27 protein-coding genes are annotated in these 26,306 nt (G+C 60.1%); 19 read left to right on the top strand and 8 right to left on the bottom strand.

Translation table 11 applies throughout. The features are described from left to right. The first annotated feature begins 12 nt into the window (after positions 1-12). A complete protein-coding gene (locus tag ACA046_RS05515; protein WP_459026292.1) occupies positions 13-291 on the top strand; it encodes a colicin E3-like toxin immunity protein in 279 nt (92 codons plus the stop codon). A gap of 9 nt (positions 292-300) precedes the next feature. Beyond that, positions 301-771, top strand: a complete 471-nt coding sequence (locus ACA046_RS05510) for a hypothetical protein (RefSeq protein WP_459026290.1) — start codon at positions 301-303, stop codon at positions 769-771. On the opposite strand, the gene ACA046_RS05505 is transcribed toward ACA046_RS05510, so the two are convergent. Both ACA046_RS05505 and ACA046_RS05500 read right to left on the bottom strand, forming a co-directional pair. Then, entirely contained in the window at positions 728-2,125 is a 1,398-nt protein-coding gene (locus ACA046_RS05505) for a sensor histidine kinase (protein WP_497676065.1), read from the bottom strand. The two genes, ACA046_RS05510 and ACA046_RS05505, sit on opposite strands and share 44 nt — an antisense overlap. Further along, positions 2,122-2,784: a response regulator gene (locus ACA046_RS05500; protein ID WP_459026286.1), complete on the bottom strand. Its 663-nt coding sequence runs from the start codon at positions 2,782-2,784 to the stop codon at positions 2,122-2,124. Before ACA046_RS05500 ends, ACA046_RS05505 begins: the two co-directional genes overlap by 4 nt. A gap of 180 nt (positions 2,785-2,964) precedes the next feature. On the opposite strand from ACA046_RS05500, the gene ACA046_RS05495 reads away from it, so the two are divergent. From ACA046_RS05495 to phnX, 7 genes are all read left to right on the top strand, one after another. After that, on the top strand, positions 2,965-4,233 hold the full coding sequence (locus ACA046_RS05495) for a sialidase family protein (RefSeq protein WP_459029201.1): 1,269 nt from the start codon (positions 2,965-2,967) through the stop codon (positions 4,231-4,233). After that, positions 4,233-4,832, top strand: a complete 600-nt coding sequence (locus ACA046_RS05490) for a hypothetical protein (protein ID WP_258343865.1) — start codon at positions 4,233-4,235, stop codon at positions 4,830-4,832. Before ACA046_RS05495 ends, ACA046_RS05490 begins: the two co-directional genes overlap by 1 nt. Beyond that, a complete protein-coding gene (locus tag ACA046_RS05485) occupies positions 4,832-6,850 on the top strand; it encodes an LTA synthase family protein (protein WP_459029199.1) in 2,019 nt (672 codons plus the stop codon). Before ACA046_RS05490 ends, ACA046_RS05485 begins: the two co-directional genes overlap by 1 nt. 126 nt (positions 6,851-6,976) lie before the next feature. Beyond that, positions 6,977-8,068 carry an iron-containing alcohol dehydrogenase PsrA gene (psrA, locus tag ACA046_RS05480; RefSeq protein WP_167664545.1) on the top strand — a complete coding sequence of 364 codons (1,092 nt, stop codon included), beginning with the start codon at positions 6,977-6,979 and terminating at the stop codon, positions 8,066-8,068. Positions 8,069-8,161: 93 nt separating this feature from the next. Further along, entirely contained in the window at positions 8,162-9,457 is a 1,296-nt protein-coding gene (locus ACA046_RS05475) for an MFS transporter (protein WP_497676064.1), read from the top strand. A gap of 36 nt (positions 9,458-9,493) precedes the next feature. After that, positions 9,494-10,366, top strand: coding sequence for a LysR substrate-binding domain-containing protein (locus ACA046_RS05470; protein WP_497676063.1), 873 nt, complete (start codon positions 9,494-9,496; stop codon positions 10,364-10,366). Positions 10,367-10,454: 88 nt separating this feature from the next. Then, complete coding sequence (phnX, locus tag ACA046_RS05465) at positions 10,455-11,282, top strand: phosphonoacetaldehyde hydrolase (protein WP_459026282.1); 828 nt, start codon at positions 10,455-10,457, stop codon at positions 11,280-11,282. Between the two features lie 19 nt (positions 11,283-11,301). Here the strand turns inward: phnX and ACA046_RS05460 are convergent, their stop codons facing one another. Beyond that, positions 11,302-12,180 (bottom strand): hypothetical protein, encoded by an 879-nt coding sequence (locus ACA046_RS05460; protein WP_459026280.1) that lies wholly within the window; start codon positions 12,178-12,180, stop codon positions 11,302-11,304. Between the two features lie 130 nt (positions 12,181-12,310). On the opposite strand from ACA046_RS05460, the gene ACA046_RS05455 reads away from it, so the two are divergent. After that, positions 12,311-13,579, top strand: coding sequence for a phospholipase D-like domain-containing protein (locus tag ACA046_RS05455; protein ID WP_459026278.1), 1,269 nt, complete (start codon positions 12,311-12,313; stop codon positions 13,577-13,579). A 47-nt stretch (positions 13,580-13,626) separates the two neighbouring features. Here ACA046_RS05455 and ACA046_RS05450 read toward each other — a convergent pair whose 3' ends face one another. Genes ACA046_RS05450 through ACA046_RS05440 form a run of 3 tightly spaced genes read right to left on the bottom strand, consistent with a single transcriptional unit; the run spans position 13,627 to position 14,918 of the window. After that, complete coding sequence (locus tag ACA046_RS05450) at positions 13,627-14,073, bottom strand: NUDIX hydrolase (RefSeq protein WP_497676062.1); 447 nt, start codon at positions 14,071-14,073, stop codon at positions 13,627-13,629. A gap of 30 nt (positions 14,074-14,103) precedes the next feature. After that, positions 14,104-14,487, bottom strand: coding sequence for a c-type cytochrome (locus tag ACA046_RS05445; RefSeq protein WP_459026274.1), 384 nt, complete (start codon positions 14,485-14,487; stop codon positions 14,104-14,106). Next, complete coding sequence (locus ACA046_RS05440) at positions 14,484-14,918, bottom strand: bleomycin resistance protein (protein ID WP_258343850.1); 435 nt, start codon at positions 14,916-14,918, stop codon at positions 14,484-14,486. The genes ACA046_RS05445 and ACA046_RS05440 overlap by 4 nt, the downstream gene beginning before the upstream one ends. A gap of 127 nt (positions 14,919-15,045) precedes the next feature. On the opposite strand from ACA046_RS05440, the gene ACA046_RS05435 reads away from it, so the two are divergent. The 4 genes from ACA046_RS05435 (at position 15,046) to ACA046_RS05420 (ending at position 19,226) form a co-directional block, all read left to right on the top strand. After that, positions 15,046-15,765, top strand: a complete 720-nt coding sequence (locus ACA046_RS05435) for an SDR family NAD(P)-dependent oxidoreductase (protein ID WP_459026272.1) — start codon at positions 15,046-15,048, stop codon at positions 15,763-15,765. A gap of 142 nt (positions 15,766-15,907) precedes the next feature. Continuing rightward, a complete protein-coding gene (locus ACA046_RS05430; protein WP_459026270.1) occupies positions 15,908-16,285 on the top strand; it encodes a response regulator in 378 nt (125 codons plus the stop codon). A 101-nt stretch (positions 16,286-16,386) separates the two neighbouring features. Continuing rightward, complete coding sequence (locus tag ACA046_RS05425; protein ID WP_459026268.1) at positions 16,387-17,001, top strand: biliverdin-producing heme oxygenase; 615 nt, start codon at positions 16,387-16,389, stop codon at positions 16,999-17,001. Beyond that, positions 16,998-19,226, top strand: coding sequence for an ATP-binding protein (locus ACA046_RS05420; protein WP_497676061.1), 2,229 nt, complete (start codon positions 16,998-17,000; stop codon positions 19,224-19,226). Before ACA046_RS05425 ends, ACA046_RS05420 begins: the two co-directional genes overlap by 4 nt. 322 nt (positions 19,227-19,548) lie before the next feature. Here the strand turns inward: ACA046_RS05420 and ACA046_RS05415 are convergent, their stop codons facing one another. Both ACA046_RS05415 and ACA046_RS05410 read right to left on the bottom strand, forming a co-directional pair. After that, positions 19,549-20,868, bottom strand: a complete 1,320-nt coding sequence (locus ACA046_RS05415; RefSeq protein WP_497676060.1) for a sensor histidine kinase — start codon at positions 20,866-20,868, stop codon at positions 19,549-19,551. Then, the gene (locus ACA046_RS05410) at positions 20,865-21,575 is read right to left on the bottom strand and encodes a response regulator (RefSeq protein WP_497676059.1); all 711 of its coding nucleotides are present in this window, start codon (positions 21,573-21,575) and stop codon (positions 20,865-20,867) included. Before ACA046_RS05410 ends, ACA046_RS05415 begins: the two co-directional genes overlap by 4 nt. A gap of 164 nt (positions 21,576-21,739) precedes the next feature. Here ACA046_RS05410 and ACA046_RS05405 point away from each other — a divergent pair, with 164 nt between their 5' ends. From ACA046_RS05405 to ACA046_RS05385, 5 genes are all read left to right on the top strand, one after another. After that, a complete protein-coding gene (locus tag ACA046_RS05405) occupies positions 21,740-22,528 on the top strand; it encodes an MlaA family lipoprotein (protein WP_459026260.1) in 789 nt (262 codons plus the stop codon). Then, positions 22,518-22,802, top strand: coding sequence for a hypothetical protein (locus ACA046_RS05400; protein WP_459026258.1), 285 nt, complete (start codon positions 22,518-22,520; stop codon positions 22,800-22,802). Before ACA046_RS05405 ends, ACA046_RS05400 begins: the two co-directional genes overlap by 11 nt. A gap of 107 nt (positions 22,803-22,909) precedes the next feature. After that, positions 22,910-23,116, top strand: coding sequence for a hypothetical protein (locus tag ACA046_RS05395; RefSeq protein ID WP_497676058.1), 207 nt, complete (start codon positions 22,910-22,912; stop codon positions 23,114-23,116). 113 nt (positions 23,117-23,229) lie between these two features. Beyond that, complete coding sequence (locus ACA046_RS05390) at positions 23,230-25,128, top strand: alkaline phosphatase D family protein (protein WP_497676057.1); 1,899 nt, start codon at positions 23,230-23,232, stop codon at positions 25,126-25,128. Between the two features lie 160 nt (positions 25,129-25,288). Beyond that, positions 25,289-26,302 (top strand): sensor domain-containing diguanylate cyclase, encoded by a 1,014-nt coding sequence (locus ACA046_RS05385; protein ID WP_497676056.1) that lies wholly within the window; start codon positions 25,289-25,291, stop codon positions 26,300-26,302. The last annotated feature ends 4 nt before the right edge of the window (positions 26,303-26,306 follow it).

Here is a 26,306-nt window from a genome sequence, read left to right as displayed (position 1 = left end):
GGAGACGCCTTAATGGTTATGAAGATCAGATTGGCCTGGTACGACAAGCGAACCGAAAACTTGGAAGCCGAGGAGTACTCGATGAATTTCGAGGATGACGAAAGCATCCTTATTGCACTCGGATTAGACGAAGAGCCCCAAATTTATGCCGGAGGATTCGACATTCTCCCAAATTGGATTGGGATCCTGCAGCCCCATTTCAAACAGGTGATAAATCCAAGACTTTTCGATTACCAAATCTCTTTCAGCTACCAAGGCACATGGCCGCCCCAATCCTCCAAGAAACCATAAAGGAATCCAATGAAAAAGCCCCCTCTCTACCGCTCAGTCAACACCCGCACGCACAACGTGCGTCACGGCAGTTGCCGCACCTACAGGCAACAACGCCATAGTAAAAGCGAAAAGAATTCCATGCTCAGCCGTGGATCAATGCATAGCCATCACCGGCACGGTCTCGATTACACGCCACTATTCCGGTTTCTTCTGTCCAAGGTCGGCCATCATTGGGATGGTGTGTTCAGCGAAGCCAACGCCCGCCTGGACCGCCCGGAACCTGTGTTCTGGATGGTTGCTCTGCATGAAAGCGACAAAAAAGAGTACGTACGAACGGACGAATCCAGTTACTACAGCGGCTTGTACGTCGACGAGGCTGGCCTGCTGCAAAAGGTTAACCCACAACTGACACCCGAGTTGATGAAGCCGTTTTGCAACTGCTGCACCCACACCTTCAACGGTGTGGTATTCCCACCGATCCCACCTCACAGGCGCTAAAACTCAACCGCGCACACAACCCACCCACCTCCCGGTTATACAACTCCAACCGCCCCCCAATCTTCCCCACGATCATCTGCACAATCGCCAGCCCCAACCCCGCTCCATTCGCATTCCCGCGACTATAAAACCGCTCAAACAACCGCCCGATCTCTCCTTCATCAATCCCCGGCCCCGCATCCTCCACACACAACTGCACCACTCCCGAATCCGAACCCCGTACCACCACCCGCACCTCACTCCCCGCCGGCGAGAAATTCAGTGCATTGGTCACCAGATTCTGCAGCGCAATCGCCAACGCCACCGGGTCCGTTTCAATCCAGCATTCCTCATCCCCTTCCAGCACCAGTTCAACGCCCTTCTCCATTGCCAGGGGCGTCAATTCCGCAAGTTCTTCGCGTACCAATTCCGTCAGAGGCACGCGAGTGCGAACGGTGCTGTTCAACTGCGGCTCAATCCGCGCCATGGTCAGCAGTTGGCTGCCAATCCGCGTCGCCCGGTCCACGCCATTGACCAGAAAGTCTAACGCCTCTCGCCGCTCCTCCTCGGTACCCGCGCTCTGGGCGTTCTGCGCATGAATGCGCAATATCGCCAACGGCGTGCGCAGCTCGTGGGCTGCATCCGCAATAAACCGTCGCTCGCGCTCCAGCAGCTCGTCCACCTGCACCAGCAGACGGTTCAGCGCGGTTTGCATTGGTTCCAGGTCCGCCGGCAAGGGTTCAAGTTGCAGCGGCCGCAATGTCTCGCTATCCCGCCCGCGAATCGCCAGGGCCATGGCGCGCAGAGGTTTGAGGCCCCAGCCGATGGTCAGCCAGATCAACACCGCCAGCAGCGGTACGCCAATCAGGATCGGCCAGAGGGTGTGGCGAATGATGCGCTGGATCACGTCCTGGCGGATGTCATCGCGCTCGCCCACCCAGATCAACAGGCCTTGTTGCATGTCGGCGAGCATGAACGCGCACCAGTCGTTGCCGTTTTCCATCAGGTCGTGCGCCCCGAGGGTGGTGGGCGGAGTGTTGAGGATCGGGGCGTCGGTGGAGCGCACCAGCAGTTGGCCATCGGTGCGCCATACCTGGAAGGTCAGGCGAGTTTCATAAGGGTGCGCGGCGCCGTCTTCGCCGACGCGGCTCATGGCCTGGTCGAAAGCCTGGTAGAGGCGGTCCCAGTCGGCATCGCCGGGATCGCGCTGGCGCAATACGCCTTGCAGCAAACGGGCACTCTGGGCGAGTTGGGCGTCGTAGACTTCCTCGATTTCGTGGTGGCTGTCCCGTAGGACGAGCCAGCTGATCAGGCCATCACCCAGCAGGATCAGCACCAGCACCGGGATGAGGATGCGCGCGCGGACCGAGTTCATGGCTTGAGTTCCACCACGTAGCCAACGCCGCGCACGGTGCGGATCAGTTCGGTGGAGAGTTTTTTGCGCAGGTTGTGGATAAGGACTTCGAGGGTGTTGCTTTCGACGCGGTCCTGCCAGCCATAAAGCGCGCGGGACAGCCGTTCGCGGGTGACGACTTTGCCGGGGCGCACCATCAGTTGATGCAGCAGTTGGTATTCCATCGGCGTGACCACAATGTCCTGGCCCTGATAGCTGACCTGCTGGGTCGCCGGGTCCAGGCTGACGCCCGCATGCTCCAGCAACGGCTGCGCTCGGCCCTGGCTGCGGCGCAACAGGGCACGGACGCGAGCCTTGAACTCTTCGACGTCGAAGGGTTTGACCAGGTAGTCGTCGGCGCCGGCATCCAGGCCGGCGATACGTTCGGTGGTGTCGTCGCGGGCGGTGAGGATCATCACCGGCAGGTCATATTGCTCGGCGCGCAGGGTTTGCAGCAGTGTGAGGCCGTCAAGGCGCGGCAGGCCGAGGTCGAGTAATAGCAGATCGAAGCTTTCGCTGCGCAACGCGTGCAGGGCACTGACGCCGTCTTGCAGCCAGTCCAGGGTGTAGCCTTCGGCGCTAAGGGCCACGCGGATACCTTGGGCGAGGGCACGATCATCTTCTACCAGCAGCAGGCGCATGAGAGATTCTCTGTAGAGACCGGCGGCATCATGCAGGGTTCTGCCGACGTCTATTCCCGGAAAGATGTTACGGGCCGTTGCCAACTAAGCTTTCGCTAAGGTTGGTTTTGCACAGTGAAACCTCCTATGCCTGTTGAGAGTGTTTCTGTGCGCAACAAGCCTTTTTTCGACACGTTTTCGATACGCGCGCCTTTAACGATCTGCAGTCTGCTACTGGTGTTTGTAGCTGCCTGGACCAGTCACCCGCCCCACGTGCTGGCGCCGTTTGCCCAAGCTGGCAAGGACAAGTCCCCCGCAGCGGCCGCACCACAATACAGCAGCCGCTTCGTCTCCTCGCAGCTCAATGACTTTGTGCACTCCTCCTCGGTCACTGCACTGCCCGGCGGCGACCTGATGGCCGTATGGTTTGCCGGCTCCCGCGAAGGCGCTGCCGATGTGCAGGTACGCACCGCGCGCTTTGACGCGAAAAGCGCCGAATGGGGCCCGGAGCAAGTACTCGCCACCCGCGAAAGCACCCGCGACGGCACCCACCGCTACATCCGTAAGTTGGGCAACCCGGTGATCGCCCTGGCGCCGGACAATCGCCTGTGGATGTTCTACGTCTCGGTGTCGGTAGGCGGCTGGGCCACCAGCGCGATCAATGTGATGGTCTCGGACGACCTCGGCACAACCTGGTCGGCACCTCGCCAACTGATCACCTCGCCTTTCTTCAACATCAGCACCCTGGTGCGCGCCGCACCGGTGTTCCATGCCGACGGCTCCATCGGCCTGCCGGTGTACCACGAGTTCATGGGCAAGTTCGCTGAGTACCTGTACTTGAGCGCCGACGGGGCGGTGATCGATAAATTCCGTATCAGCCGTGGGAAAAACTCGCTGCAACCGACCATCGTCCCGCAGGACGGCCAGCGCGCCATCGCCATGTTGCGTTACGCCGGCGAAACCCATCACCGCGTGCTCGCCAGCCGCACCGAAGACGCCGGGCAAACCTGGAGCGAGCCTTATCCGCTGGAGCCCTCCAATCCCAACTCCTCGCTGGCGGCAGTCAGCACCGAAGGCGACGGTTTGCTGGTGGCCCTCAACGACCTGCAGGACGGCCGCTTCAAGCTCAGCCTGTATGGCACCGATGCCAATCTCAACCATTGGCGCACGGTGGTGGAACTGGACCAATCCCCCGACCCATTGGGGCAGCCGTTCTCCCCCGCGGCCTACAAGGAAATCATCGGCGAAGGCTTCCGCGAATCCAGCGGTGCCCGGCGCCTGCCGCTGGAGCAACGCTTCCTCAGCAGCCTGGATTACCGGGTGTGCAAACCCCGTGGCTGCGATTTCGAATACGAGTACCCGTACTTCAGCCGCAGCCCGGACGGCATGTACCACCTGGTGTACTCGTGGAATAACACCTTTATCAAACATGTCAGCTTCAACGAAGCCTGGCTGTCGGAGCGCCTGTGATGTTTTCTATATGGCAAGCGCATTTGAGTTTTGTGTTGTTGGGCTTTGTACTGCTCAGCCTGTTGCGCGTGACCGCGCCCTGGCGGCCGTGGTTGCTGCCGGTGTTGGTGGTGGTAAGTTTTATCCCGGTCAACGAGCTGCCGCTGGCGGCGTATGTGCGCAGCTTCACCGACGACCTCGCCATCAGCACCCTGGTGTTGTTGGCGTGGGTCAGCCTGTGCCGTTTGGGCGTGGTGCAGCCGCTCCAGCGCCCGCAGAAGGTCCAGGTGTTGCTGCTGTTTGGCGCACTCAGCCTGGCGCTGTACCCCGCGACGATGGGCCTGACCTACTTCGATCCGTACCGCTGGGGTTTCAATCCCCGGCCGATGATTGTGCTGATCGGCATGGCCGCGCTGTTGATGCTCTGGCTGCGTAATACCTTGGCCGTGTGGATGCTCGCGGCGGGCACTTTGGCTTTTGCGCTGCGGCTCAAGGCCTCGGAAAACTACTGGGACTATCTGATCGACCCATTGCTGACGGGCTACTGCCTGGTAGCCGGGTTGTGGATGCTGGCGCTGGCTGCCTGGCGCCCTCTTTTAAAACTGCACAGAGGTCAATGATGGGATGGCTGTACTCGCGCCGCCTGCGCTACGGCGTGGGCGCGATCGGTTTGGTATTTGCGTTGCTGGCCGCACTGCGGCTGGTGTTTGTACTGGCGTTTTCCGGAGTCGATCTCCGGGAAGATGCACTGCTGGAAACCCTCGGCATCGGCCTGCGTTTCGACCTGCGCCTGGCGGTGCTGATCCTGCTGCCGCTGGCCCTGCTTGCCTGGCTACCGCGCTGGAACCTGCTGACTGTGCCGGCATTGCGCTGGCTGGCACGGGGTTATCTGCTGCTGGCACTGGGCATCGTCGGGCTGGTGTACATCATCGACTTCGGCCACTACGCCTACCTCGGCGTGCGCATCAACGCCACGGTGCTGCGTTATCTGGAAGACGCGCAGATTTCCCAGCAGATGGTGTGGGAAACCTACCCGGTGCTGTGGATAACCTTGAGTTGGCTTACCGCAGTCGGCCTGTGGACCTATGCACTGGTTCGCCTTGAACGCATCACCCTGGATGACGAACGCAAACCCATCGGCAAGCTGACCATTGCATCCGTGGCCACCGTTGGCGTGATTGCGGTGTTGCTGGCCCTGCTCGGCCGCGTCGCCAACCTCAATCTCGAAAACCCGGTGCCCCTGCGCTGGAGCGACGCGTTCTTTTCCGGCAATAACCAGATCGCCGCCGTGGGCCTCAACCCGGTGCTGTTTTTGTACGACACCCTCAAGGTTGGCCAGTCGCAATTCGATGAGGCGCGGGTGCGCGAGCATTACCCGCAAGTTGCCGATTACCTGGGTGTCAGCCAACCCGATCCCGAGCAATTGAGCTTCGCCCGCGAACAAGCCGTGCAGCCTTATCGGCTCAAGGGCGAGCGCCCGCCGAACGTGATTTTCGTGATGCTCGAATCCCTCGGCACCAGCGCTGTGGGCGCCTACGGCAACCCGCTGAACCCCACGCCGAACCTCGATAAGCTGGCGAAGGAAAGCTGGTTCTTCAAACACTTCTACGTGCCCGTCACCGGCACCGCCAAAACCGTATGGGCAAGCATCACCGGCGTGCCCGACGTCACGCGCCAGGAGACCGCGACCCGCAACCCGTTGATCACCCGGCAACACACCTTGATCAATGCGTTCGAGGATTATCAAAAGCTCTACATGATCGGCGGGAATGCCGGTTGGGCGAACATCAACGCGCTGATCCGCCAGAGCATCGACGGCGTGAAGCTCTATGACGAAAGCCACTGGCGCTCGCCACGAGTGGACGTGTGGGGCGTTTCCGACCTGGACCTGTTCAAGGAAGGCGACGAACTGCTGCGCACCATCCCCAAGGACCAACCGTTCTTCGCCTACCTGCAAACCTCCGGCAACCACCGCCCGTTCACCATCCCCAAGAACAACGACGGCTTCGTGGTGCATGACCTGACCGTGGAACAAGTCCAGGCCGCGGGCAGTCGCAGCGTCGAGCAATACAACGCCGTACGCCTGCTGGACTTCAACATTGGCCGCCTGATGGAAATCGCCAAGGCCGGCGGTTACTACGACAACACCATCTTCGTGTTCTTCGGTGACCACAACACCCGCATCAGCCAGATCCCGCACATGGCGCCGGCGTTCGAGCAGCTTGGCCTGGAAAGCAACAACGTGCCGATGATGATCCACGCGCCCGGGCTGCAACCCAAAGTGATCGAAGAAGCCGTCGGCCTGGCAGACCTGCTGCCGACCGTCGCCGGCATGGCGGGCATTCCGTTTCGCAATGGCGCAATGGGCCGGGATATCCAGCAGCCTGCACCAGAAGGTGAGCGCGTGGTGCCGTTGGTATTACGCGAAGGCACCTTCCCGCTGATCGGTGGCGTGACCAAGGACTTCCTGCTGCAAATGGAACACGACGGCAGCTCGCCCACCCTGCATGACCTGGCGTCGCAAACACCAAGGGAAGATGTGGCCCAGGAATACCCGGAAGAGTTCCAGCGTTTGCAGGGACTGACTCGCGGGCTGCATGAGAGTGCGCGGTTGATGTTGTTCCGCAACGTGCGCTGAAGGCACTTGGCGGCTGGGCCTTACTATCGGCCCAGCCAATCCATCCCCCCAATCTATCGATTTGAGGTCAACCTCACCCTCCCCGACTATGGCGGCACTTCCAATAACAAAAACCAGGAACCCGCCATGACTGCCCGATTCCACAACCCGGTAGACACCCGCTTCGGCTGGGGCTGCCTGCAAGAACTCGCCGTCCTTACCGAAGGCCAGAGCGTCGCCCTCGTGACCTTCCCCGAAGCACGCGGGCTCGGCTTGGTTGACCGCATCCAGGACCTGCTGGGTGAACGCCTGGTGTACGTGATCGAAGACGTGCAGCCCAACCCCGACGTGGCTCAACTGCGCGACACCTACGAGCGCTTCTGGCAGCAGGCCGGTGATTGCCAGGTGGTGGTCGCCGTCGGCGGTGGCAGCGCGATTGATACGGCCAAGGCGTTGATCGTCGGCACCGAATCGGGGGATTTCGACGAGTTGCTGGCATTGCTGGCCACCGGAAAACCTTTCGTGCCGGCCCGTCACAAGCAACTGATTGCCGCACCGACTACCGCCGGCACCGGCAGCGAAGTCACGCCATGGGCGACGATCTGGGATTCCGCGAGCCTCAAGAAGTATTCGCTGCACCTGGACTGCACCTGGCCGAAAGTGGCGATCATCGACCCGCAGTTGATGCTGACGGTGCCGGCCGGAGTCACGGTTTCCACCGGGCTGGATGCCTTGTCCCATGCGCTGGAGTCGATCTGGAACATCAACGCCAACCCGGTCTCGGACACCTTCGCCATCTCCGCCATCGAAGACATCCTGGAATGCCTGCCGCGCTTGCGGCGTGACCTTGGCAATCAGGAGTTACGCTCACGGATGGCGCTGGCGGCCCTGAAAGCCGGCCTGGCCTTTTCCAATACCAAGACCGCCCTCGCCCATTCCATCTCCTACGAAATGACCTTGCACCACGGCTTGCCCCACGGCATCGCCTGCTCCTTCACCTTGCCGCTGGTGCTGGGCCTGGCATGGGGGCATGACGCCGCGCGGGACCGCACCCTGCAACGGGTATTCGGTACCGACCTGCACCAGGCCCAGGCGCAGTTGCGCGACTTCCTCCACAGCCTGGACGTGAAGACCGAATTTGCCGACTACGGCGTGAATGCCAGCGAGGCCGAGGCGATGATCCGCTTCGCCCTGCAAGGCGCACGCGGCAAGAACTTCATCGGTGCGCAAGCGGCCTAGACTCATCGTAATTCAGTCGTTTCCTGTTGCACCTATCAAGAGTGCCCCCCTGCGGCTGCGGTCGCCGGGGCGAATAACAATAAGGAAAACATCATGAATCGTGCACACGTGCTGCCTGTTCCTGCCGTCCGTACCTCATCGTTCCGCGTTGCCCAGTGGCGCATGCTGCTGGCCGCGATGTTTTGTTATCTGTTTTTCTACACCGGTCGCCAGACTTTCGGGTTTGCGATCCCCGGGATCCAGGCCGAGTTCGGCCTGACCAAGGAAACACTCGGCTGGGCCTCAGCCGCGATGCTCTGGGCCTACGCGATTGGCCAAGCCATCAACGGCAACCTCGCCGACAAATTCGGCGGGCGCCGCATCATGACCCTTGGCGCGGTGCTGTCCTGCGGGGCCAACTGGGTCACCAGTTTCGCCAGCGGCTTTGCTGGGTTGATCCTGCCATGGGGCATCAACGGTTACTTCCAGGCCCTCGGTTGGGCGCCCGGCAGCCGGCTGATATCCAATTGGTGGAGCGCCGGCGAACGCGGCAAGGTGTATGGCTTTTATGTATTCGCCGCCGGATGCGCCTCGGTCCTGTCGTACGTGACCTCGATCGTGGTGCTGGAAGTGCTGCAACTGGAGTGGCGCTGGATCTTCCGTCTGCCGGTGCTGTTGATGTTGGCGGGCGGCATCATTTTCTACCTGGTGGCCCGCGAACGGCCTCAGGACCTGGGCTTCGAACCCCTGGCCGATACCGGCGTGGCCAACGCTGAAGACAAGAATCATGAAGTGGCCCACGGCGAAGTCGAAACTTCGGCGCAGCGCTACAAGGCGGTGCTGAAAAACCCGCGGCTGATCATCGCTGCCCTCTCCCTGGGGTTCCAGAACGCCGCCCGCTACGGCCTGATCGTCTGGGTGCCGGTGCATTTCCTGGGCGCCGACTGGAAAAGCGGCGACAGCATGATCGACCCCAAGTGGATCACCGTGGCCCTGCCGGTGGGCATGGCCATCGGCGCCCTGAGCAACGGCTGGGTCTCGGACAAGCTGTTCGGCTCCAAACGCTACCTGGCGATCATGCTGTACATGTTCCTCGGCGCCGCCACCAGCCTGTGGATGTGGAGCCTGCCGCCCCACAGCGCAATCGGCCTGGTCGCCTTGTTCCTTTGCGGGTTCTTCGTGTACGGCCCGGCCTCGAGTTTCTGGGCGCTGTGCCCGGATCTGGTGGGCGCCAAGCGTGCGGGTACGGCCACGGGCGTGATGAACTTCTCATCCTATCTGTTCGCCGGCCTGGCGGAACCGCTGATCGGCAGTATGCTCGACAGTACCGGCAACACCTCGCTGATCTTCATCGTCGTGACCTCGGCCTGCCTGTGCAGCGCGGTGGTGGCGTTGTTTATCCGACGTTGATGACCGGCCCGGCGGACCTCAGGAACAGGACTTTTTATGTACCAGTACCACAAGTGGCTGCGCTCGTTTCATGCAGTGGCGAAGACCGGCAGTTTCACCCTCGCCGCCGAGTACCTGAGCGTCGGCCAGCCGACGGTCAGCGAGCAGGTCAATGGGCTGGAGAAGCAGTTCTCGGTGGAGCCGTTCCACCGTCGCGGGCGGTTTATCGAGATGAGCGCGGCCGGGCACGCCCTTTACGGAATCACCCAAGGGCTGTTCGGCCAGGAGGATGAAGCCATGCAACTGTTGCAGAGTTTCAAGCAGCGCAAGACCGGGCTGCTGCGCCTGGGCGCGGTGTCGCCGCCGATCGCGATGAACCTGACCTACGAGCTGATGCAGCGCCACCCGGACATCGAACTGGAGACCTCGTTTTCCCCGGAAAAGGAAACCCTGGACCGGCTCTTCAACTTCGATATCGACGTGGCGATCCTGGCCCTCTCGGAATTCGACCAGCGCTTCGATACCCAGCTTTACCGGCGCTATCCGATCATTGCAGTGGTACGCGATGACCATCCATGGGCCCAACAGAAAGAGGTGCACGTGGAACAGATCAGCCGCGAAAAGTGGGTGATGCGCGAGAAAAGCTCACGCACCCGGCAACTGGTGGAAGAAAGCTGCAAGCGCCAGGGCGTCGCCGTGAACTGCGTGATGCAGTTGAACAGTCGCGAAGCCATCGTGCATGCGATCACCAAGGGCATCGGCATCGGTTTTGTGTCCGCGGTGGAATACGCCGAAACCCCGGGCACCACGCCGATCACCTTCGTCGACCATCCGTTTTTCATCGACTACCACCTGTGTTGCCTGGGCATCCGGCGCAACCGACCGATGATCGCGGAGTTGTTCGAGGCCAGCCCGATCCCGGTTACCTGATCGCCTTACCCGTTTAAACCCTCACCAGGCACTTACCTCTTCTTCGATAGAGGGACGGCCTGCTTACACCTGAAAATGGAGACTTGCCATGAATTACCAACAACCTTCCAAGCTGCAAGCCGTGGTATTGGATTGGGCCGGCACCGTCGTCGACTTCGGCTCCTTCGCCCCCACGCAGATTTTTGTCGAGGCATTCGGCGAATTCGGCGTCGCCGTATCCCTGGAAGAAGCGCGCGGCCCGATGGGCATGGGCAAGTGGGACCACATCCGCACCTTGTGCAACCTGCCGCAGATTGCCGAGCGTTATCGGGCGGTGTTTGATCGCTTGCCGACAGACGCGGATGTCACCGCACTGTATGAACGCTTCATGCCGTTGCAGATCGAGAAAATCGCGCTGCATTCGGCAGTCATTCCCGGCGCCCTTGAGGCGATCAACACCCTGCGCGGCCAGGGTTTGAAGATTGGCTCCTGCTCCGGGTACCCGGCGGTGGTGATGGCCAAGGTGGTCGAGCTGGCGCGGCAGAATGGCTACGTCGCCGACCACGTGGTGGCGACCGATGAGGTGCCCAATGGGCGTCCACATCCGGCGCAGGCCTTGGCCAACGTGATTGCGTTGGGCATCAGTGATGTGGCCGCGTGCGTGAAAGTCGACGACACCTGGCCCGGGATTCTGGAAGGCCGCAGCGCAGGCATGTGGACAGTCGCGCTGACCTGCTCCGGCAATGCGCTGGGTTTGACCTACGAGCAATACAAGGCGCTGCCCGCTGCTGAGCTGGCGCTGGAGCGTGCACGTATTACCCAGATGTTCGAAGGCTCACGGCCACATTACCTGATCGACACCATTGTCGAACTGCCCGCGGTGATCGAAGACATCAATGCGCGTCTGGCGCGCGGGGAAACACCGCAGGGTTCTTGAAGAGGCAACGGGGCTGGGATTAACCCCGTATATCGGCAGGAAAAAATTGCGGCAACGTGCAGTCATTCTCGCCTGCGATGCATAAGCTGCTGTCGGGGTCCATGTAGTCCTTGTAGGAGCCTTGGCCGATAAATGCGGCACTGTCGCCATGGCAGTTGGCTCCGTCCGCGCCTTCGTCTGCGCAATACGCAGGCTTACCATCAAACTGGAAAATGATGACCTGATCCGTACCTGGGTTACCGGCGACGGTGTTGCTCGCAAACTGACGAGCAGGTGCGGATGGGGTCACGGCGGCCGGTGCGCTGCGAGCCTTCTCGCGAGCATCGATTTCAGCAACCATCACGTCGAACCGGCCATTCATGCGCTGCACTGACTCACGACCGGCTTTACCCGACTTCTCGAACAGCGCCCAAAGATGAAGCTCGTCATTCGGGCCATCATTCATCGTGAGTGTGTGTTTGCCGTCGGTGATCTGCAGTGCGAGCAAACCGTTGACCTGTGCGGTGCTGCGCAAGAACCGCTTCGGAATGACCGTGAACACCAGCTTGAGTTGCCGACCGTTGCCCGCATCGGCCGAAGCTTCAACCAACTTCAGCCCGGTTGCCTGTTCAACACGCGTGGCTTCTGGCGTTTGCAGGTACTCAACCTTGACGCTGGAAAGGCTCTTGTTGTCTTCGAGCGCGTCCTCAAGTTCCATCGACATATCGATACCGGTGCGGGCCAACAGGTTGTGCACACGCTCGGGATCCTGCCCGCGAATACCGGTGAAGGGAATGATTTCGTCAGGGGTCAGTTCTTCAACGGCATTGATGGCGTTGTTGGAGAACACGTAAAACGGTAGGTAGAACACCATCGAAACAATGGTGAGGGTGAGCCAGATCCGGAAAAGCGTTCGCATAGTCATCCTTGAGGGTTGAGCGAGAAGAGATATCCGCAAACAACAAAGAAGTCATTATGCCATCATTGGGCATCACAGGGTTGCCAACCACTCCAGCCCTGTCTTTCATTGATTTCATGGAATAAATGCAGTGAACCTCCAAACTGATGTTTTCAACGCCCTTACCGACTGCGCCCTTGTCGACAACGAGCCCGTGGCAGTCATGTCGCCTTACATCACCGGGAAAACGCTGCGCAGCTTTCTAAAGAATAGAGGGCCAGCAAAAATTTACACCCTGTTTCACCCGGAGCTGTTTGCAAGCAACAGTTCCGACCTGAAAACCCTCAAAGGCCTTTTGACCGACCAGCATGAGATTTATCAGGTAGCCCAACTGCACGCGAAGGTAATCGTGGTGGGCAACAGAATGGCGACGGTGGGCAGCCAAAACTTCACGACAAACGGCCAGAGAAACAAAGAGCTGAGCATTTCCACCGAGCAACGAACCAAGATAACCGCCATCAAGAAGCAAATAGACCAATGGCAGGTCGGCGCAACGCCTGTGACAAAAGAGCGAATCAAGGCGATGGAGGCCGCGGTGGTAAGCCTGAAGGCAAAATACCAGGACTATAAAAAAGCCTGCGCTGACGTCGCCGATGCTTTTGAAAAGACCGAAAACGCGCAGTCCGCCAAAGACGACATCAGCAGTGTCATCGTCAAGTCCATCGCAAAACTTCGCAGTTCGGCGCCCCTTTCTGCGCAAGTGAAAGTCGTTAACTTCAACGATGAAGGTAAAGCAAAACTGTCGCTTTATCCGCCCAAGGACCAGAGTTTCCTGGAGTGGAAAATCGATTCAGAACCCTATTCGCTCGAACCCAAGCAACGCTATTTTTGCGTGCTGGACAGCCAGAAACTTGGGTGGGCAAGGATCAATAAAACACGGATTACTTTCGTCGCCGATGACGTGGTACTGGACTTCAAAGAGTTCCCGCTCCGCCCGGACTGGAAGATCCATGTGTCGGCCAAACCCAAGGCACGCCAGCACAAAAATGGTCAATCCAACTTGATGCTGAACATCTACGACTCAAAAGGCAGAGGGCTTTGTTGCGTCTATATGCGGTTTGACTTCGATTCCGCGCACTCCTTTGCACCTGTGGCTTTTATAGGCGATAACCGCAACACTCAAAAGGCTACAGCCAAGGAGCAAGCACAGAGCAAAGCCTGGATACGCAAACATCAGGACCAGTTCGACAAAGAAATCATCAACGTAATTACAACGCCCTTCACCTTTGAAAAGGCATACACCGGTAAACGAGGGGAGTTTTTCGGCAAGCCACAATCCGTCAACACCGTAGAGCTGAAGCTCTATCACGACCAGCCATTCCTGGCGGTGAGCGCGGTGGGAAAACGACAGAAATCCTGATTAATTTCGCAGGCTGGGGACGACCACCATTATCGGGGTGCGTCCCGTCAATCCAGTAACGCTGCACCTTTGAGCAACGCGTAGAGCCCTTCCGGCACCAATGGCGACTGCGCAGTGAAGCTTGAGCTGTCCTTCCAACTCACCTTGAACGCAAAACCGTTGCTTTCGGCACCGTCGAGGTACGGTTGCTCGTACAGGCTCTGGTCCGCAAATTGGCCATCGTAGACCTGGACGATCTCGTGCCCAGGGTTGCCGTCGTAGGTGAAGATACTTTCAAGCGTGCCGAGCAGCCGCAGGCTGTGAATAGGCTGCGCCAGTTCTTCCTGCACTTCTCGTACGATCGCCTCGGCGCTGTGTTCACCGAATTCGATGCCGCCACCGATGGGACGAAATACCGTCTGCTGTTTCACCGCATCCTGGAATTCGTGAACCAGAATTCGGCCGTTGCGGTGGAAGATGCAAAGCGCGAGCGCCCGGATACGCGGTGCGACCATGGGGTGAAATCCTTGTCTTGGGATCGGTGTTTATTGCGCCTGGAAGGTCGCAAGGTACGCCAGCAAGTTGTCGATCTTCTCCTGGTCGCTGATCCCCCAGAAAATCATCCGGGTGCCGCTCACCACCTTTTTCGGCGCCTCGATATAGGCGGCCAGCTTGTCACGCGTCCAGACCACGCCTGAATTTTTCATCGCATCTGAATACTGGTAATCAGTGGTGGTGCCAGCCGGCCGGCCAATGATGCCGTTGAGCTGCGGCCCGAAACCGCCCCGAGCGTTTTCGCCGACGCTATGGCAACCACCGCAGGTCTTGCTGAACAGCTTTCCACCGGCTTCGGCATCGCCTTCTGCGACGGCCTGGAGACTGAAGGCCACACCGATGAAGGCAATGGACAGTAACGCGGCGTATTTCATGAATGGCTCCCCACAGGTCGTTCGCCCAACCGCTGCACCAGACGCACCAGATAGCCATCCGGGTCTTGCACGATGAATTGCCGTTGGCCCGCCTCCACCTCGCCCGCCCGATACCAGGCGTCTTCGACCTCGCGGAACAGCGGCCAGCCGATGGCAGCCAGACGCTGCAAGACAGGCGCCACGGCAGGCACATCGATTTGCAGGTTGATGCCTCGTCCCAGAGGTTTTTCCAGCGGGGCGGTCAACCACTGGCCGGCATCCGGATCGTATTGCTCCAGCATGATTTGCGCACCTTGCAGGTCGAGATAGGCAAAGCCTTCTTCGGGACGCTGATAGGCAATGTCGAAGCCCAACTGGGTGACCCAAAAGTCGAGGCTCGCCGTGAGACCTGTCACGATGAGTTCGGGAACAATGGGGTTGCGGATGAACATAAGGATCCTTGAAGGCTTGGTCGGCGTTGTAGAGATTAACATCTGGAAACAGCCACTCAATTGATATCACCCCGCCACTCTGCTTGCATGCCCGCTCCCCTCGGCACAGCGGTTCAGGAGACAAGCGATGAAAACCATGGTGGTCGGTGCAAGCAAAGGATTGGGCAGGGCCTTGATGGAAGGCCTGGGCGGGGTTGGGGATACGCTGATCGGGGTTTCCCGCAGCCGTCCCGGTCAACTGGTGTCCAGCACTGGCGCCGAGGTGCGCTGGGTGGAGGCTGATCTTGGCGTGCCTGCCCACGCGGCGCACGTCATCGAGCAAGCCGTGGCGGATGAGGGGCTGGACACACTGATCTATAACCTGGGCATCTGGGAGGCGCGGGCGTTTGATCCGGCGTATAGCTTTCTCACCGACGAGGACACGCAACTGGAAGCCATCGTCAGTTGCAACATCACCGCACCGCTGTTGCTGATCAAGCGGCTGCTGCCGGTGTTATTGAAGAGCCCCCAGCCGCGCATCATCCTCACGGGCTCGACCTCAGGTCTGCCCCAGAGCGGCCGGCCGGAAGTGGCATTCGGCGCCTCGAAATTCGCGTTGCGCGGTATTGCCGATGCGCTGCGTGAAGGCTATCGCCAGCAGCGCCTGGGCGTCACTTGCCTGAACCTGGGTTATCTGAATACCGAAGACCCCTTGAGCACTTCGCGTACCCAGGCCGAAGAGCGCGGTGAGGGCCAATTGATTCCGGTGCATGACGTGGTGCAGGTGGTGCGTATGGTCTTGAGCCTGTCCGGCGCCAGTTTCGTCAAGGAGCTGACGTTGCCGGCGCTGTTGGATGAGCGCTTCTAGCACGTTTCGCCAGGAGAGCATCCTGCGCTGAGGCAACTTAAAGCTAACCAAATGACCACCCATCGCAAAAAATACATTCAATCGAACCTAATCAACGGCGCCTCACTCCACCTTACTTAACCCGGATGGTGGAGTAAGGATCATGGCTCAGCCATCGATATTGGTGCTGGAAGACGACGAAATCATTCGCTCGTTGATGGTGGATGTACTGGAGGATTTCGGTGCAGTCGTGACGTCATTTCCCTCAGCAGACGAAGGGATGATTTTTCTTGAGCGCACCAGTGATCCGGTGGACCTGATTGTCAGCGATATCCAGATGCCCGGCCTGCTCAATGGCTACGACTTGAGCAAGGTGGTCGCCCATCGCTGGCCGTCACTGCCGGTGGTGCTGACTTCGGGAAACACCGTAATGGCTTCGCAACTGGGCTGCACCGTGCGGTTCTTGCCCAAGCCCTGGAGCACTGAACACCTGCTCGATTGCGTGCAATCGGCCCTTGTGCAGGGCCCGCCCGTGCGCTGATAGCATCGCGACATCAACTGCAGCGAACTTCGCGGCAGCTCCTGCGGTCAGTTATTACGCAACCCTACATGGCCAGCAGGCCCCCAGTTCGAGTTTACTGAATGCATTCACAGGCCCATGACGTTGGTGCGCCCCCCGTACTTGAAGCCTTGCGCTCGGGTACCGCGTTACTGCACGTCGCCCTGGAAAAACGCTTGCCGTTTTTCTCTCCGCAACTGGATGACAATGGCTACAGACGCCTGCTTCAGGCGTACTACGGGTTCTACAGCCCTCTGGAAGCAGCGTTGTACGACAGTGGCCTGATCCCCGAGGGATTCGATCAGGTGCTGCGCCTGAAAACCCCTACCTTGTTGACGGATCTCCACGCCCTTGGCCTGGATGAACCGGCCATCGCCGCCCTTCCCCACTGCTCGTCGTTACCGCCTCTGGACACGCCTGCTGCCTGCCTCGGCGCGCTGTATGTGTTGGAAGGCGCCACCCTGGGCGGGCAAATACTGCGCCGGGAAATGGCCCAGCGCCTGGGACTGGACGCCGACAACGGTGGCGCGTTTCTCAATGTGTATGGCGCCGAAACCGGTCGGCGCTGGAAAGATTTCCTTGATTACCTGAACCAGGTGCCCCTCGACGCGCACGCCAAACTGCGCGCGGTGAATGCTGCCCGCTCAACATTCAGCTGCTTCGAGCAATGGCTCGACAGCCAGGAGGTACTGCTATGAAACCCGAAGATTTTGAAGAACTGCTTGCCAACTGTGCCGACGAACCCATCCGCTTCCCGGGGGCCATCCAGCCTCACGGGGTGCTGCTGACCTTGTCCGAGCCCGACCTGCATATCATGCAGGTCAGTGCCAACGTGGCCGAGCTGTTCAATCATTCGCCAGAATCCCTGCTGGGCCAGCCACTGCACACATTGATCGGCACAGAACATGCCGAAGCGGTCCAGGCGATGGTTACGCAAAACAGCTTCTTCGACGCCCCTCCGCTGCACATGAACCTCAACGGTGGCGAGTTCGAAGGGTTGCTCCACCGCCATCAGGAGGTGCTGGTGCTGGAGTTCGAGCCACGCCTCAAGGACTTCCAGCCACGGGCACTTAATGGCCGAACCAGCAACCTGGGCAAGATGCTGCAACGCCTGCAGTCGGCGAAAACCCTGCAAGCCTTGTATGAAATCAGCGTCAACGAAATCCAGGCCATGACCGGCTACGACCGGGTGCTGATTTATCGCTTCGAGGAAGAAGGCCACGGCCAGGTGATCGCCGAAGCGTCCGCACCGTCCATGGAACTGTTCAACGGCCTGTTCTTCCCAGCGTCCGACATCCCCGAACAAGCCCGGGAGCTGTACCGCACCAACTGGCTGCGGATCATCCCGAATGCCGACTATGAAGCGGTGCCCCTGGTGCCCAGGTTGCGCCCGGACACCGGCCAACCTTTGGACCTGAGCTTCGCTACCCTGCGCAGCGTGTCGCCGATCCACTGCCAGTACATGCAGAACATGGGCGTGCTGTCGTCCATGAGCATTTCCCTGATGGCCGGCGACAAACTGTGGGGCTTGATCAGTTGTGGCAATCGCCAGCCACTGTTGGTACCGAATGATTTGCGCACCGCCTGCCAGACCATTGGCCAGGTGCTGTCCTTGCAGATCAGTGCCATGGAAGCCCTGGACCTGAGCCGCCAGCGCGAAGAAAAGGTCGAGGCCCTGGCCCTGCTCAACGAGGCCATGCAGGCGTCGCCGGTAAACGTCTTTGACGGCCTGGCGCAACGTCCGCAACTGCTGATGGACCTGACCCTGGCGGGCGGCGTGGCGATCATCGAAGACAAACAACTGCACCGCTACGGCAACTGCCCGGACCCCGTGCAAATCCGCGCCCTGCACAAGTGGCTGCAAGAAACCGGGCAGCCGGTATTCGCCAGCCATAACCTGGCCTCGGTGTACCCGCCAGCGGCTGACTATCAGCACGTCGCCAGTGGCGTGCTGGCCATGAGTTTGCCCAAACCGGTGGATAACGGCGTGCTGTGGTTTCGCCCTGAAGTGAAGGAAAACATCAACTGGAGTGGCGACCCGAATAAGCCATTGGACCTGGAAAGCACCGACGCTGGCCTGCACCTTCGCCCACGTACCTCGTTTGAAATCTGGAAGGTGGAAATGGCAGGCATTTCCACCAAGTGGAGCCACGGCGACCGCTTCGCCGCCAACGACCTGCGCCGCTCGGCCCTGGAAAATGACCTGGCCCGCCAGGTGCTACGCGAACAGCAAGCCGTGCGCGCCCGGGATGAACTGGTGGCGGTGGTTTCCCACGACCTGCGCAACCCGATGACGGTCATTTCGATGCTCTGCGGCATGATGCAAAAAGCCTTCAGCTCCGATGGCCCACACACCTCGCGGCGGATTTCCTCGGCCATCGACACCATGCAGCAAGCCGCAGCGCGTATGAATGTGCTGCTGGAGGATCTGCTCGACACCTCGAAGATCGAAGCAGGGCGTTATACCGTCAAGCCGGTGGCCCTGGACGTGGGCCAGATGTTCGAAGAGGCCTATTCATTGCTGGCGCCCTTGGCGATGGAAAAGGGTATCGACTTGTCCTTCAACGCCGAGCCCGGACTGCAAATCAACGCCGACCCGGAGCGCCTGTTCCAGGTGCTGTCGAACCTGATCGGCAACGCCATCAAGTTCACACCACGCCAGGGCAATATCGGCATCAGCGCCATGAGTACCAGCGAAGAGATTGTGTTTTCGGTGCGTGATTCCGGCGAAGGGATTGCCCCGGATGAGTTGCCTCATGTGTTTGATCGCTACTGGACTCAAGCCGAAAACAATCCCACCGGCAGCGGCCTTGGGCTGTACATCACCCAGGGCATCGTCCAGGCGCATGGCGGGCGGATCGAGGCTGAAAGTGAGTTGGGCCGAGGCAGTGAGTTTCGGTTTACGGTGCCCAAGCCGGCTTGAAACGGCTCTTGGTTGAGACGTCGAAGCAAATGGAAACCCAATGGCCCGGAACGTTGGACCGGGCCAACGCCACTGATCAGGACGCACTCAAAGGGAGGTGATGCACAGAACAAACTTCCTATTGAACGAGAGGTACCTTCATGATCGTTGGCAGCGCTTTCCATTACCAAACCTTGATTCAGCCTTTTCAAACCCCTAAGCCGGTTCAACCCGTCCAGCCCGTCCAACCCTCCTCCCCAGCAAAGGACGAACCTAAAGGTAACAAAGAAGGCGTTGCTCTAAGCGGCTTGGGCGGCAACTTGCTCTGACCGTTCAAGCCTTCCTAAACCGGCAATACCACCACGGCGGCCAGTCCGCCGCACGGGCGATTTTCCAGCGTCAGCGTCCCACCGTGTTCCAGCACAATCGCCCGTGCAGTGGAGAGCCCCAAACCGACCCCGCCCGTACTTTTATTGCGTGAACCTTCCAGGCGAAAAAACGGCAGGAACACCTGTTCCTGCTGCTCCTGCGGAATGCCGGGGCCACGGTCGAGCACCCGCACCGTCACCTGTCCAGGGCTGTGTTGCAGTTCGATTTCCGGTGCGAGCCCATAGTGGATCGCATTGTCCATCAGGTTGGTCATCACCCGTTTAAGCCCCAGCGGCCGGCCGAAATAAACCAGCCGCGGCGGGCCGTTGAAGGTGATGTCGAAGGACTGGTCGCGGTAGTCGTCGATCAACGTTTGCAGCAACTCGGCCAAGTCCAGTTGGGTCGCCTGCTCCAGGCGCGCGTCGTCGCGAAAGAACTCCAGAGCGGTGTTGATCATCGCCTGCATCTCGTCGACATCCCGGAACAGGCGGTGCTGCTGATCGGCATCCTCGATAAATTCGCCCCGCAGGCGCAGGCGGGTCAGCGGTGCACGCAGGTCGTGGGAAATCGCGGCGAGCATCTGGGTGCGATCCTGGATGAAGTGTTGCAACTGCGCTTGCATGCCATTGAACGCGAGAATCGCCTGGCGGATTTCATGGGGCCCGACCGGTTCGATGGGTGGCGCACGAAAGTCGGCGCCAAAACGTCGCACACCCTGGGCAAAATGTTGCAGCGGACGGGCCAGGCGCCGGGTGGCAATCAGCGTGACCAACGCGGTGGAAATCAGCACCAGCATCATCACTACAAGGCTTCGCGGGCCTTCCGCCAGCCCCCAACTGCGGGACGGCGCGCTGAACATCAGCCAGGACTGGTCAACCAGTTGCACCACCAGCGCATAGTGCCCGCCGGGGCCTGGCCAATCAGCTGGCTCATAGGCCTCCATTCGCCGTTCCGGCCCCTTGAGCAGCTGTTTAAACAGCTGATCGGAATGAAAAACCGGGTCTTCCAGAATCGGCACATCAATACCTGCGCGGGTGGCCGACCAACTCACGTTGAAACTGTCGTCACCCACCGCCTGCGCCAGTTGTGGGCGCTGGGAGGGCTCTGCCGCTTCGATCATCCGTACGATCACCGCGACCTTTTCCAACAGGCCCGTTTCACCCAACGGCGGCCTGGCCCAGACGCCCGCCAGTTGTACGAACAGCGCGTTGAAGGCCAGCGCAGTGAGCATCGCAACCAGGATGGTCAGGGCAATCCAGCGGGCCACAGTGTCCCGGGGTTTGAAGCGCTTCATGAGCGGGTCACCGCGACGGTGAACTGGTAACCACCGTTGCGCACGGTACGAATCATCGCCGGGCGCTTGGTGTCGAACTCCAGCTTGCGTCGCAGGCGGCTGACCTGCACGTCGATGCTGCGGTCGAACGCGTCGTGGCTATGGCCCCGCGCCAGGTTCAGTAATTGCTCGCGGGTCAGTACGCGCTGAGGGTGTTCGACGAACACCAGCAGCAGGTCGAACTCCCCGGACGACAACGGAATCATCACCTGGTCCGGCGAACGCAACTCCCGGCGTGTCAGGTCCAGTTGCCAACCGGCGAAGCGAATCAGCGGGCGAGACGCATCCCCTAAGGTCGGCCGGCTCTCACCCGCCCGACGCAGCACGGCGCGCACCCGAGCGAGTAATTCACGGGCGTCGAAAGGTTTGCTCAAGTAGTCATCGGCGCCCATTTCCAGGCCCACCACACGATCACTCAACTCGCCCATGGCAGTCAGCATGATCACCGGTGTTGCGTATTGCTGGCGCAGGCGTTGGCACAGCAACAGGCCGTTATCCCCTGGCAGCATCAGGTCGAGGATGATCAGGTCGGCAGGCATGCGCTCCATGGCCGCCCACAGGTCGGGGCCATTGGCGGCGGTCTCGACCGTGTAGCCATGTTGCAGAAAAAATTTCTTCAGCAGGGCGAGGACCTCAAGGTCATCGTCCACGATTAAAAGATGGCTCACCGGTGGGCATCACTTGGTCTTGTCGATGCGCCATCTAAAACCATTCGAGGCGGCTCGTCATATATTTCAATCGTGCAATAAAGCGTCAACGGCGCAATAAAGCAGACATCTTTGCGCAAGCCCCGAATGCCAGGATCGGCCTCCTTTTTCCGGAGACTGTGCTTATGCGCTCGCTGACGTATCCCCAGCACCTGGCTCGCCAGGCCGTGCTGTTGCTGACCGTGTCTTACCTGACAGGCTGCGCAAGCCCGGCCAACGTGGCAAGTACCACACGCTGCGCACAGGTTTCCTACCCGGTATATGACCCTGCCGAGCCGGTCAACCGGGGCGTCTTCGCCTTCAACCGCGCGGTGGATGACTACGCCCTGGCACCTGTAGCCCGCGGCTACCGATACATGCCGGATTTCTTCCAGCAGGGTGTGCATAACTTCGCCAGCAACTTCAGCGAGCCCAAGGTATTCATCAACGACCTGCTGCAAGGCAATCCACGGCGCTCGATCAACACCCTGGGACGCTTTGCGGTGAACACCACCGTGGGGATCGTCGGGTTGATTGATGTTTCGGACCCGCTGGGTATCCCTCGTCACACCGCTGACTTCGGCCAGACCTTTGGCGTGTGGGGGATTGGCAACGGGCCGATCGTCGAGCTGCCGTTGCTGGGCACCGGCAACAGCCGCGATGCGGCGGGCAAAGTCTTGAACTTCCTGGTGGCGCCGCTGGGCGACAGCGATACCGTGCAAACCTTGGGTACTATCAGCCTGGTGGGTGGCACGGTGGATACGCGCGCGTCGTTGCTGCCGCTGACCGACAGCCTGCAAAAATTGCCGGACTACTACAGCGCGTTGCGTAACGTGGTGGCCGAACACCGCGCGGCCTTTGTGCTGGAGGGCAAGCAGGGGGCGACGTCACCCCGGGCCGATGATTGCGCAAAGGGAGCCGGCGATGATTTCTGATTCAGGCTCACTGGTGCTAAAGCACCATGTGCGTAAACGCGGGGCCAATGCGCTGCTCTGCCGGGAAACACGCCTGCAACTCTCTGGCGACCAGAATCGGCTGATCCTCAGTCGCTATGTCGAACACTACAGCCCCCAAGGCATGCGCTGGGTTGAGCGCCAACACAGCATGGCGCTGGCGGATGTCATGCGCTGGCTTATTACCTTGGGAGAAACATCAGTCACAACCCATGCGCCCCCAGAAGACGATGGACCTGACCAGGTCATAATTTGACGCGAGACGTTTATAGCGAGGCAACCGGGGGATGGGTAGTTTCTCGCTCTCCTTGATAGCGCGAGTTATCAAGGGAGAACCCTCTCTTTTAGAAAAGGAAAGTCTCCATGATCAATCCTACGCACGGCTCCTTTGCACAATTGCACATGCCTCCTGCCCACACTGAACAACCTGCACCAGTGCGCAACAAACGAAGCCTCGAGCCCGTTGCCGAAGCGAGAGAGACCGCTGACTACAACGGCGCCTCGGCCAGCGACCGGGGTCGTAAAAACTCTGGTGGCCTGGACAACCTGGGCGGTGGCCGCCTGCCCTAACCTGCCAACCGGAGGGCAGCACCGCTGCCCTCTCACCTGGTGCAATCCTTGACAAAACACTGACATCCATTGCGTTACCCTTTGTTCCCAACCTGCAAAGAGCCATGGCCTTCATGCTGCAACCCGCCCCCCTTCCTGCCGTACTTGCTGGCCCATTGCTGCGACGCCTGGAGCCCCGGCGCCTGCTGATGTGGCTGGTGGGAAGTCGTGCCCTGGCATTGACCCTGAGGCTGCAACCCGCCCAAGGCGAGAGGCTGGATATCGAACTGGACGCCAGCCGCTGCCAGGTCGTGCCTGTCGGGCGCCAGGCCTTTATCCATTTGATCGACGTGCCGCTGGCCGACGCCCTGCCCCAGGACGTGATCATCGGGTACGACCTGCTGGTAAACGGTGCCGGCATCGCCGAGTGGGCACCGCACCTGCTCTACCCGGGCACCCAAACCCCGAACTTCGTCCTGCACAGCCGCATCCATCAGTTGGTACACGGCTCGTGCCGCAAGCCCCACCACAGAGCCGATGAAGGTTTGCTGTGTGTCGACCGTCTGTTAGCCGAGTCGACCACCGTCGAAGAGCGCCCGGCCTTGTTGATGATGAGCGGCGACCAGGTCTACGCCGACGATGTCGCCGGGCCAATGCTGCGAGCCATTCATACGCTGATCACACGCCTCGGCCTGTTCGACGAACACCTCGACGGTGCCGTCGTCGACAACAGCGCTGCACTCTATGAGCATGCCGCCAGCTACTACCATCGAGCCGATCTGTTGCCCGCCCTGGAGAGCAACGAGACCCTGCGCGAGCGGTTTTTTGGTGGCGTGAAGAAGCCGATTTTCACCAGCAGCAGCGCCGACAACCACCTTGTAACCTTCGCCGAAGTCATGGCGATGTACTTGCTCGCCTGGTCACCCGTGTCGTGGGGCCTGATCAACCCGCAAGCGCCGCAACTGCGCGCCGAAGGGCACGTACGCTACGCCCACGAGCAAATGCAGATCGACAAGTTTCGGGATGGCCTGGGTGGCGTGGCCAGGGTAATGGCCCATCTTTCGTGCCTGATGATCTTCGATGATCATGACATCACCGACGACTGGAACCTCAGCGCCCAATGGGAAGAAACGGCCTACGGCCATCCGTTCTCCAAACGCATCATCGGCAACGCGCTGCTGGCTTACATGCTGTGCCAGGGCTGGGGCAATAACCCCGATGTGTTTGACACCGTAATAGGCAAAACCCTGGCCCTGACCACGCAAACCCATGGCAACTACCTGGATGCTGATGCGCAGGATGAGCTGGTAGACGAACTGCTGAAATTCCAGCAATGGCATTACGTGCTGCCCACCACGCCCGCGCTGGTAGTACTCGACACCCGCACCCGGCGCTGGCGCAGTGAGTTCAACCTCAAGCAACCGTCCGGCCTGCTGGACTGGGAAGCCTTGAGCGAACTGCAACAGGAACTGCTGGACCACCCTTCGGCGATCATCGTCTCACCGGCGCCGATCTTCGGCGTCAAGCTGATCGAGACCGTGCAGAAAGCCTTCAGCTGGTGCGGCTACCCGCTGCTGGTGGACGCGGAAAACTGGATGGCCCATCGCGGCGCGGCGCAGGTGATCCTCAACATCTTTCGCCATTCCCGCACCCCGGGTAATTACGTGATCCTGTCCGGAGACGTGCACTACTCGTTCGTCTACGAAGTGCTGATCCGCCACCGCAACGCTGGCCCGAAGATCTGGCAGATCACCAGCAGCGGCATCAAGAACGAATTCCCACCGCGCCTGCTGGAATGGTTCGACCGCCTCAATCGCTGGCTCTACTCGCCCCGCTCGCCGTTGAACTGGCTGACCCGACGCAGACCCATGCAGGTAGTGCCGCATATTCCGGAACACGCCGAGGCGGGGGAGCGGTTGTGGAACTCCGCAGGGATCGGGCAGGTGTTTTTTAACCAGCAAGGGCAACCTGAGGCGATCTATCAACACAATGCCAATGGTGCGCCGAAGACGAGGATGGTGCCGCCAAATTAAAGGCTGCCCCCTAACAAATAGCGGCCTTGAGCCACACCCTCGACTAGACCAAAGCACCCCTTTCTAAGCGCCAAAGCGCCGTTGTACAGTACCGTCAGCCACGGAGTATCGGCGTCAATATTGACTGGCCATAAGAGCCAGCACACGCAAGGAACGCGCAATGGACGATACATCTGCCAGCGAACCGTCACGGAACGACTTTTCCGACCTTAACGCCGACATGCTGCACGCAATCATGGAGCTGGTCAGCGACGGGATCTGGGACTGGAACGCCAACAGCGGGTTCGTCTACCGCAACCCCGGCTGGTACGAAATGCTCGGGTACGCCCATCACTCCCTGGAAAACAGCGTATTCACCTGGGAAAACGTGATTCATCCCGAGGACTACCCTCAGGTGATGGTGCTGTTCGATAACTACATCAACCGCCGCACCACTCACTATCAAGCCGAATACCGCTGCCGCAAGAAAGACGGCTCCTACTTGTGGATTGAAGACCGTGGCTACGTGATCTCACGGAACGACGACGGCTCGGTAGCACGCATGGTCGGCGCCCACCGCAGCATCCAGGCACGCAAACAGTCCATCGAACAGTTGGAACGACGCAATCAATCCCTCGAAGCCCTGGTGGCTGAACGCACCCGCGAGCTGTCGCGGGTCAATCAACAACTGCAGGTGCAACTGGATGAGAACCGCTCCCTGGCAGAGCGCGACGCCCTGACCCGTGTGGCCAATCGTTACCGCCTGGAGCGGGTCCTGCTGGAAGAATGCGATCGCGCCCAACGGTTTCGCCTGCCGCTGTCGCTGATTGCCATGGACGTAGATGACTTCAAGCCGATCAACGACCAACACGGCCATGCCGTCGGTGATGAAACCCTGGTGCATGTGGTGCAATGCCTGGAAGCCTGCTTGCGCCACGGCGACTTGCTGGCCCGCTGGGGCGGTGATGAGTTCATGGTGATTGTGCCCAAAAGCACGTTGGAAACCGCGCGGGAACTGGCCGAGCGGATGCGCTGTGTGCTCAAGGAGCTGCCCGCCGTGGGCAATTTCAAAGTAACGCTGAGCCTGGGCGTGGTGGAGCGGCGCAACGAAGAATCACCCACAAGCCTGATGGCCAGGGCCGATCAGGCGTTGTATCGCTCCAAGGCGGCGGGCAAGGACACCGTGTCTGAGTAAACCT

It is taken from the genome of Pseudomonas sp. LBUM1641, from assembly GCF_059716235.1.
This window is presented reverse-complemented; position numbering and strand designations above follow the sequence as displayed.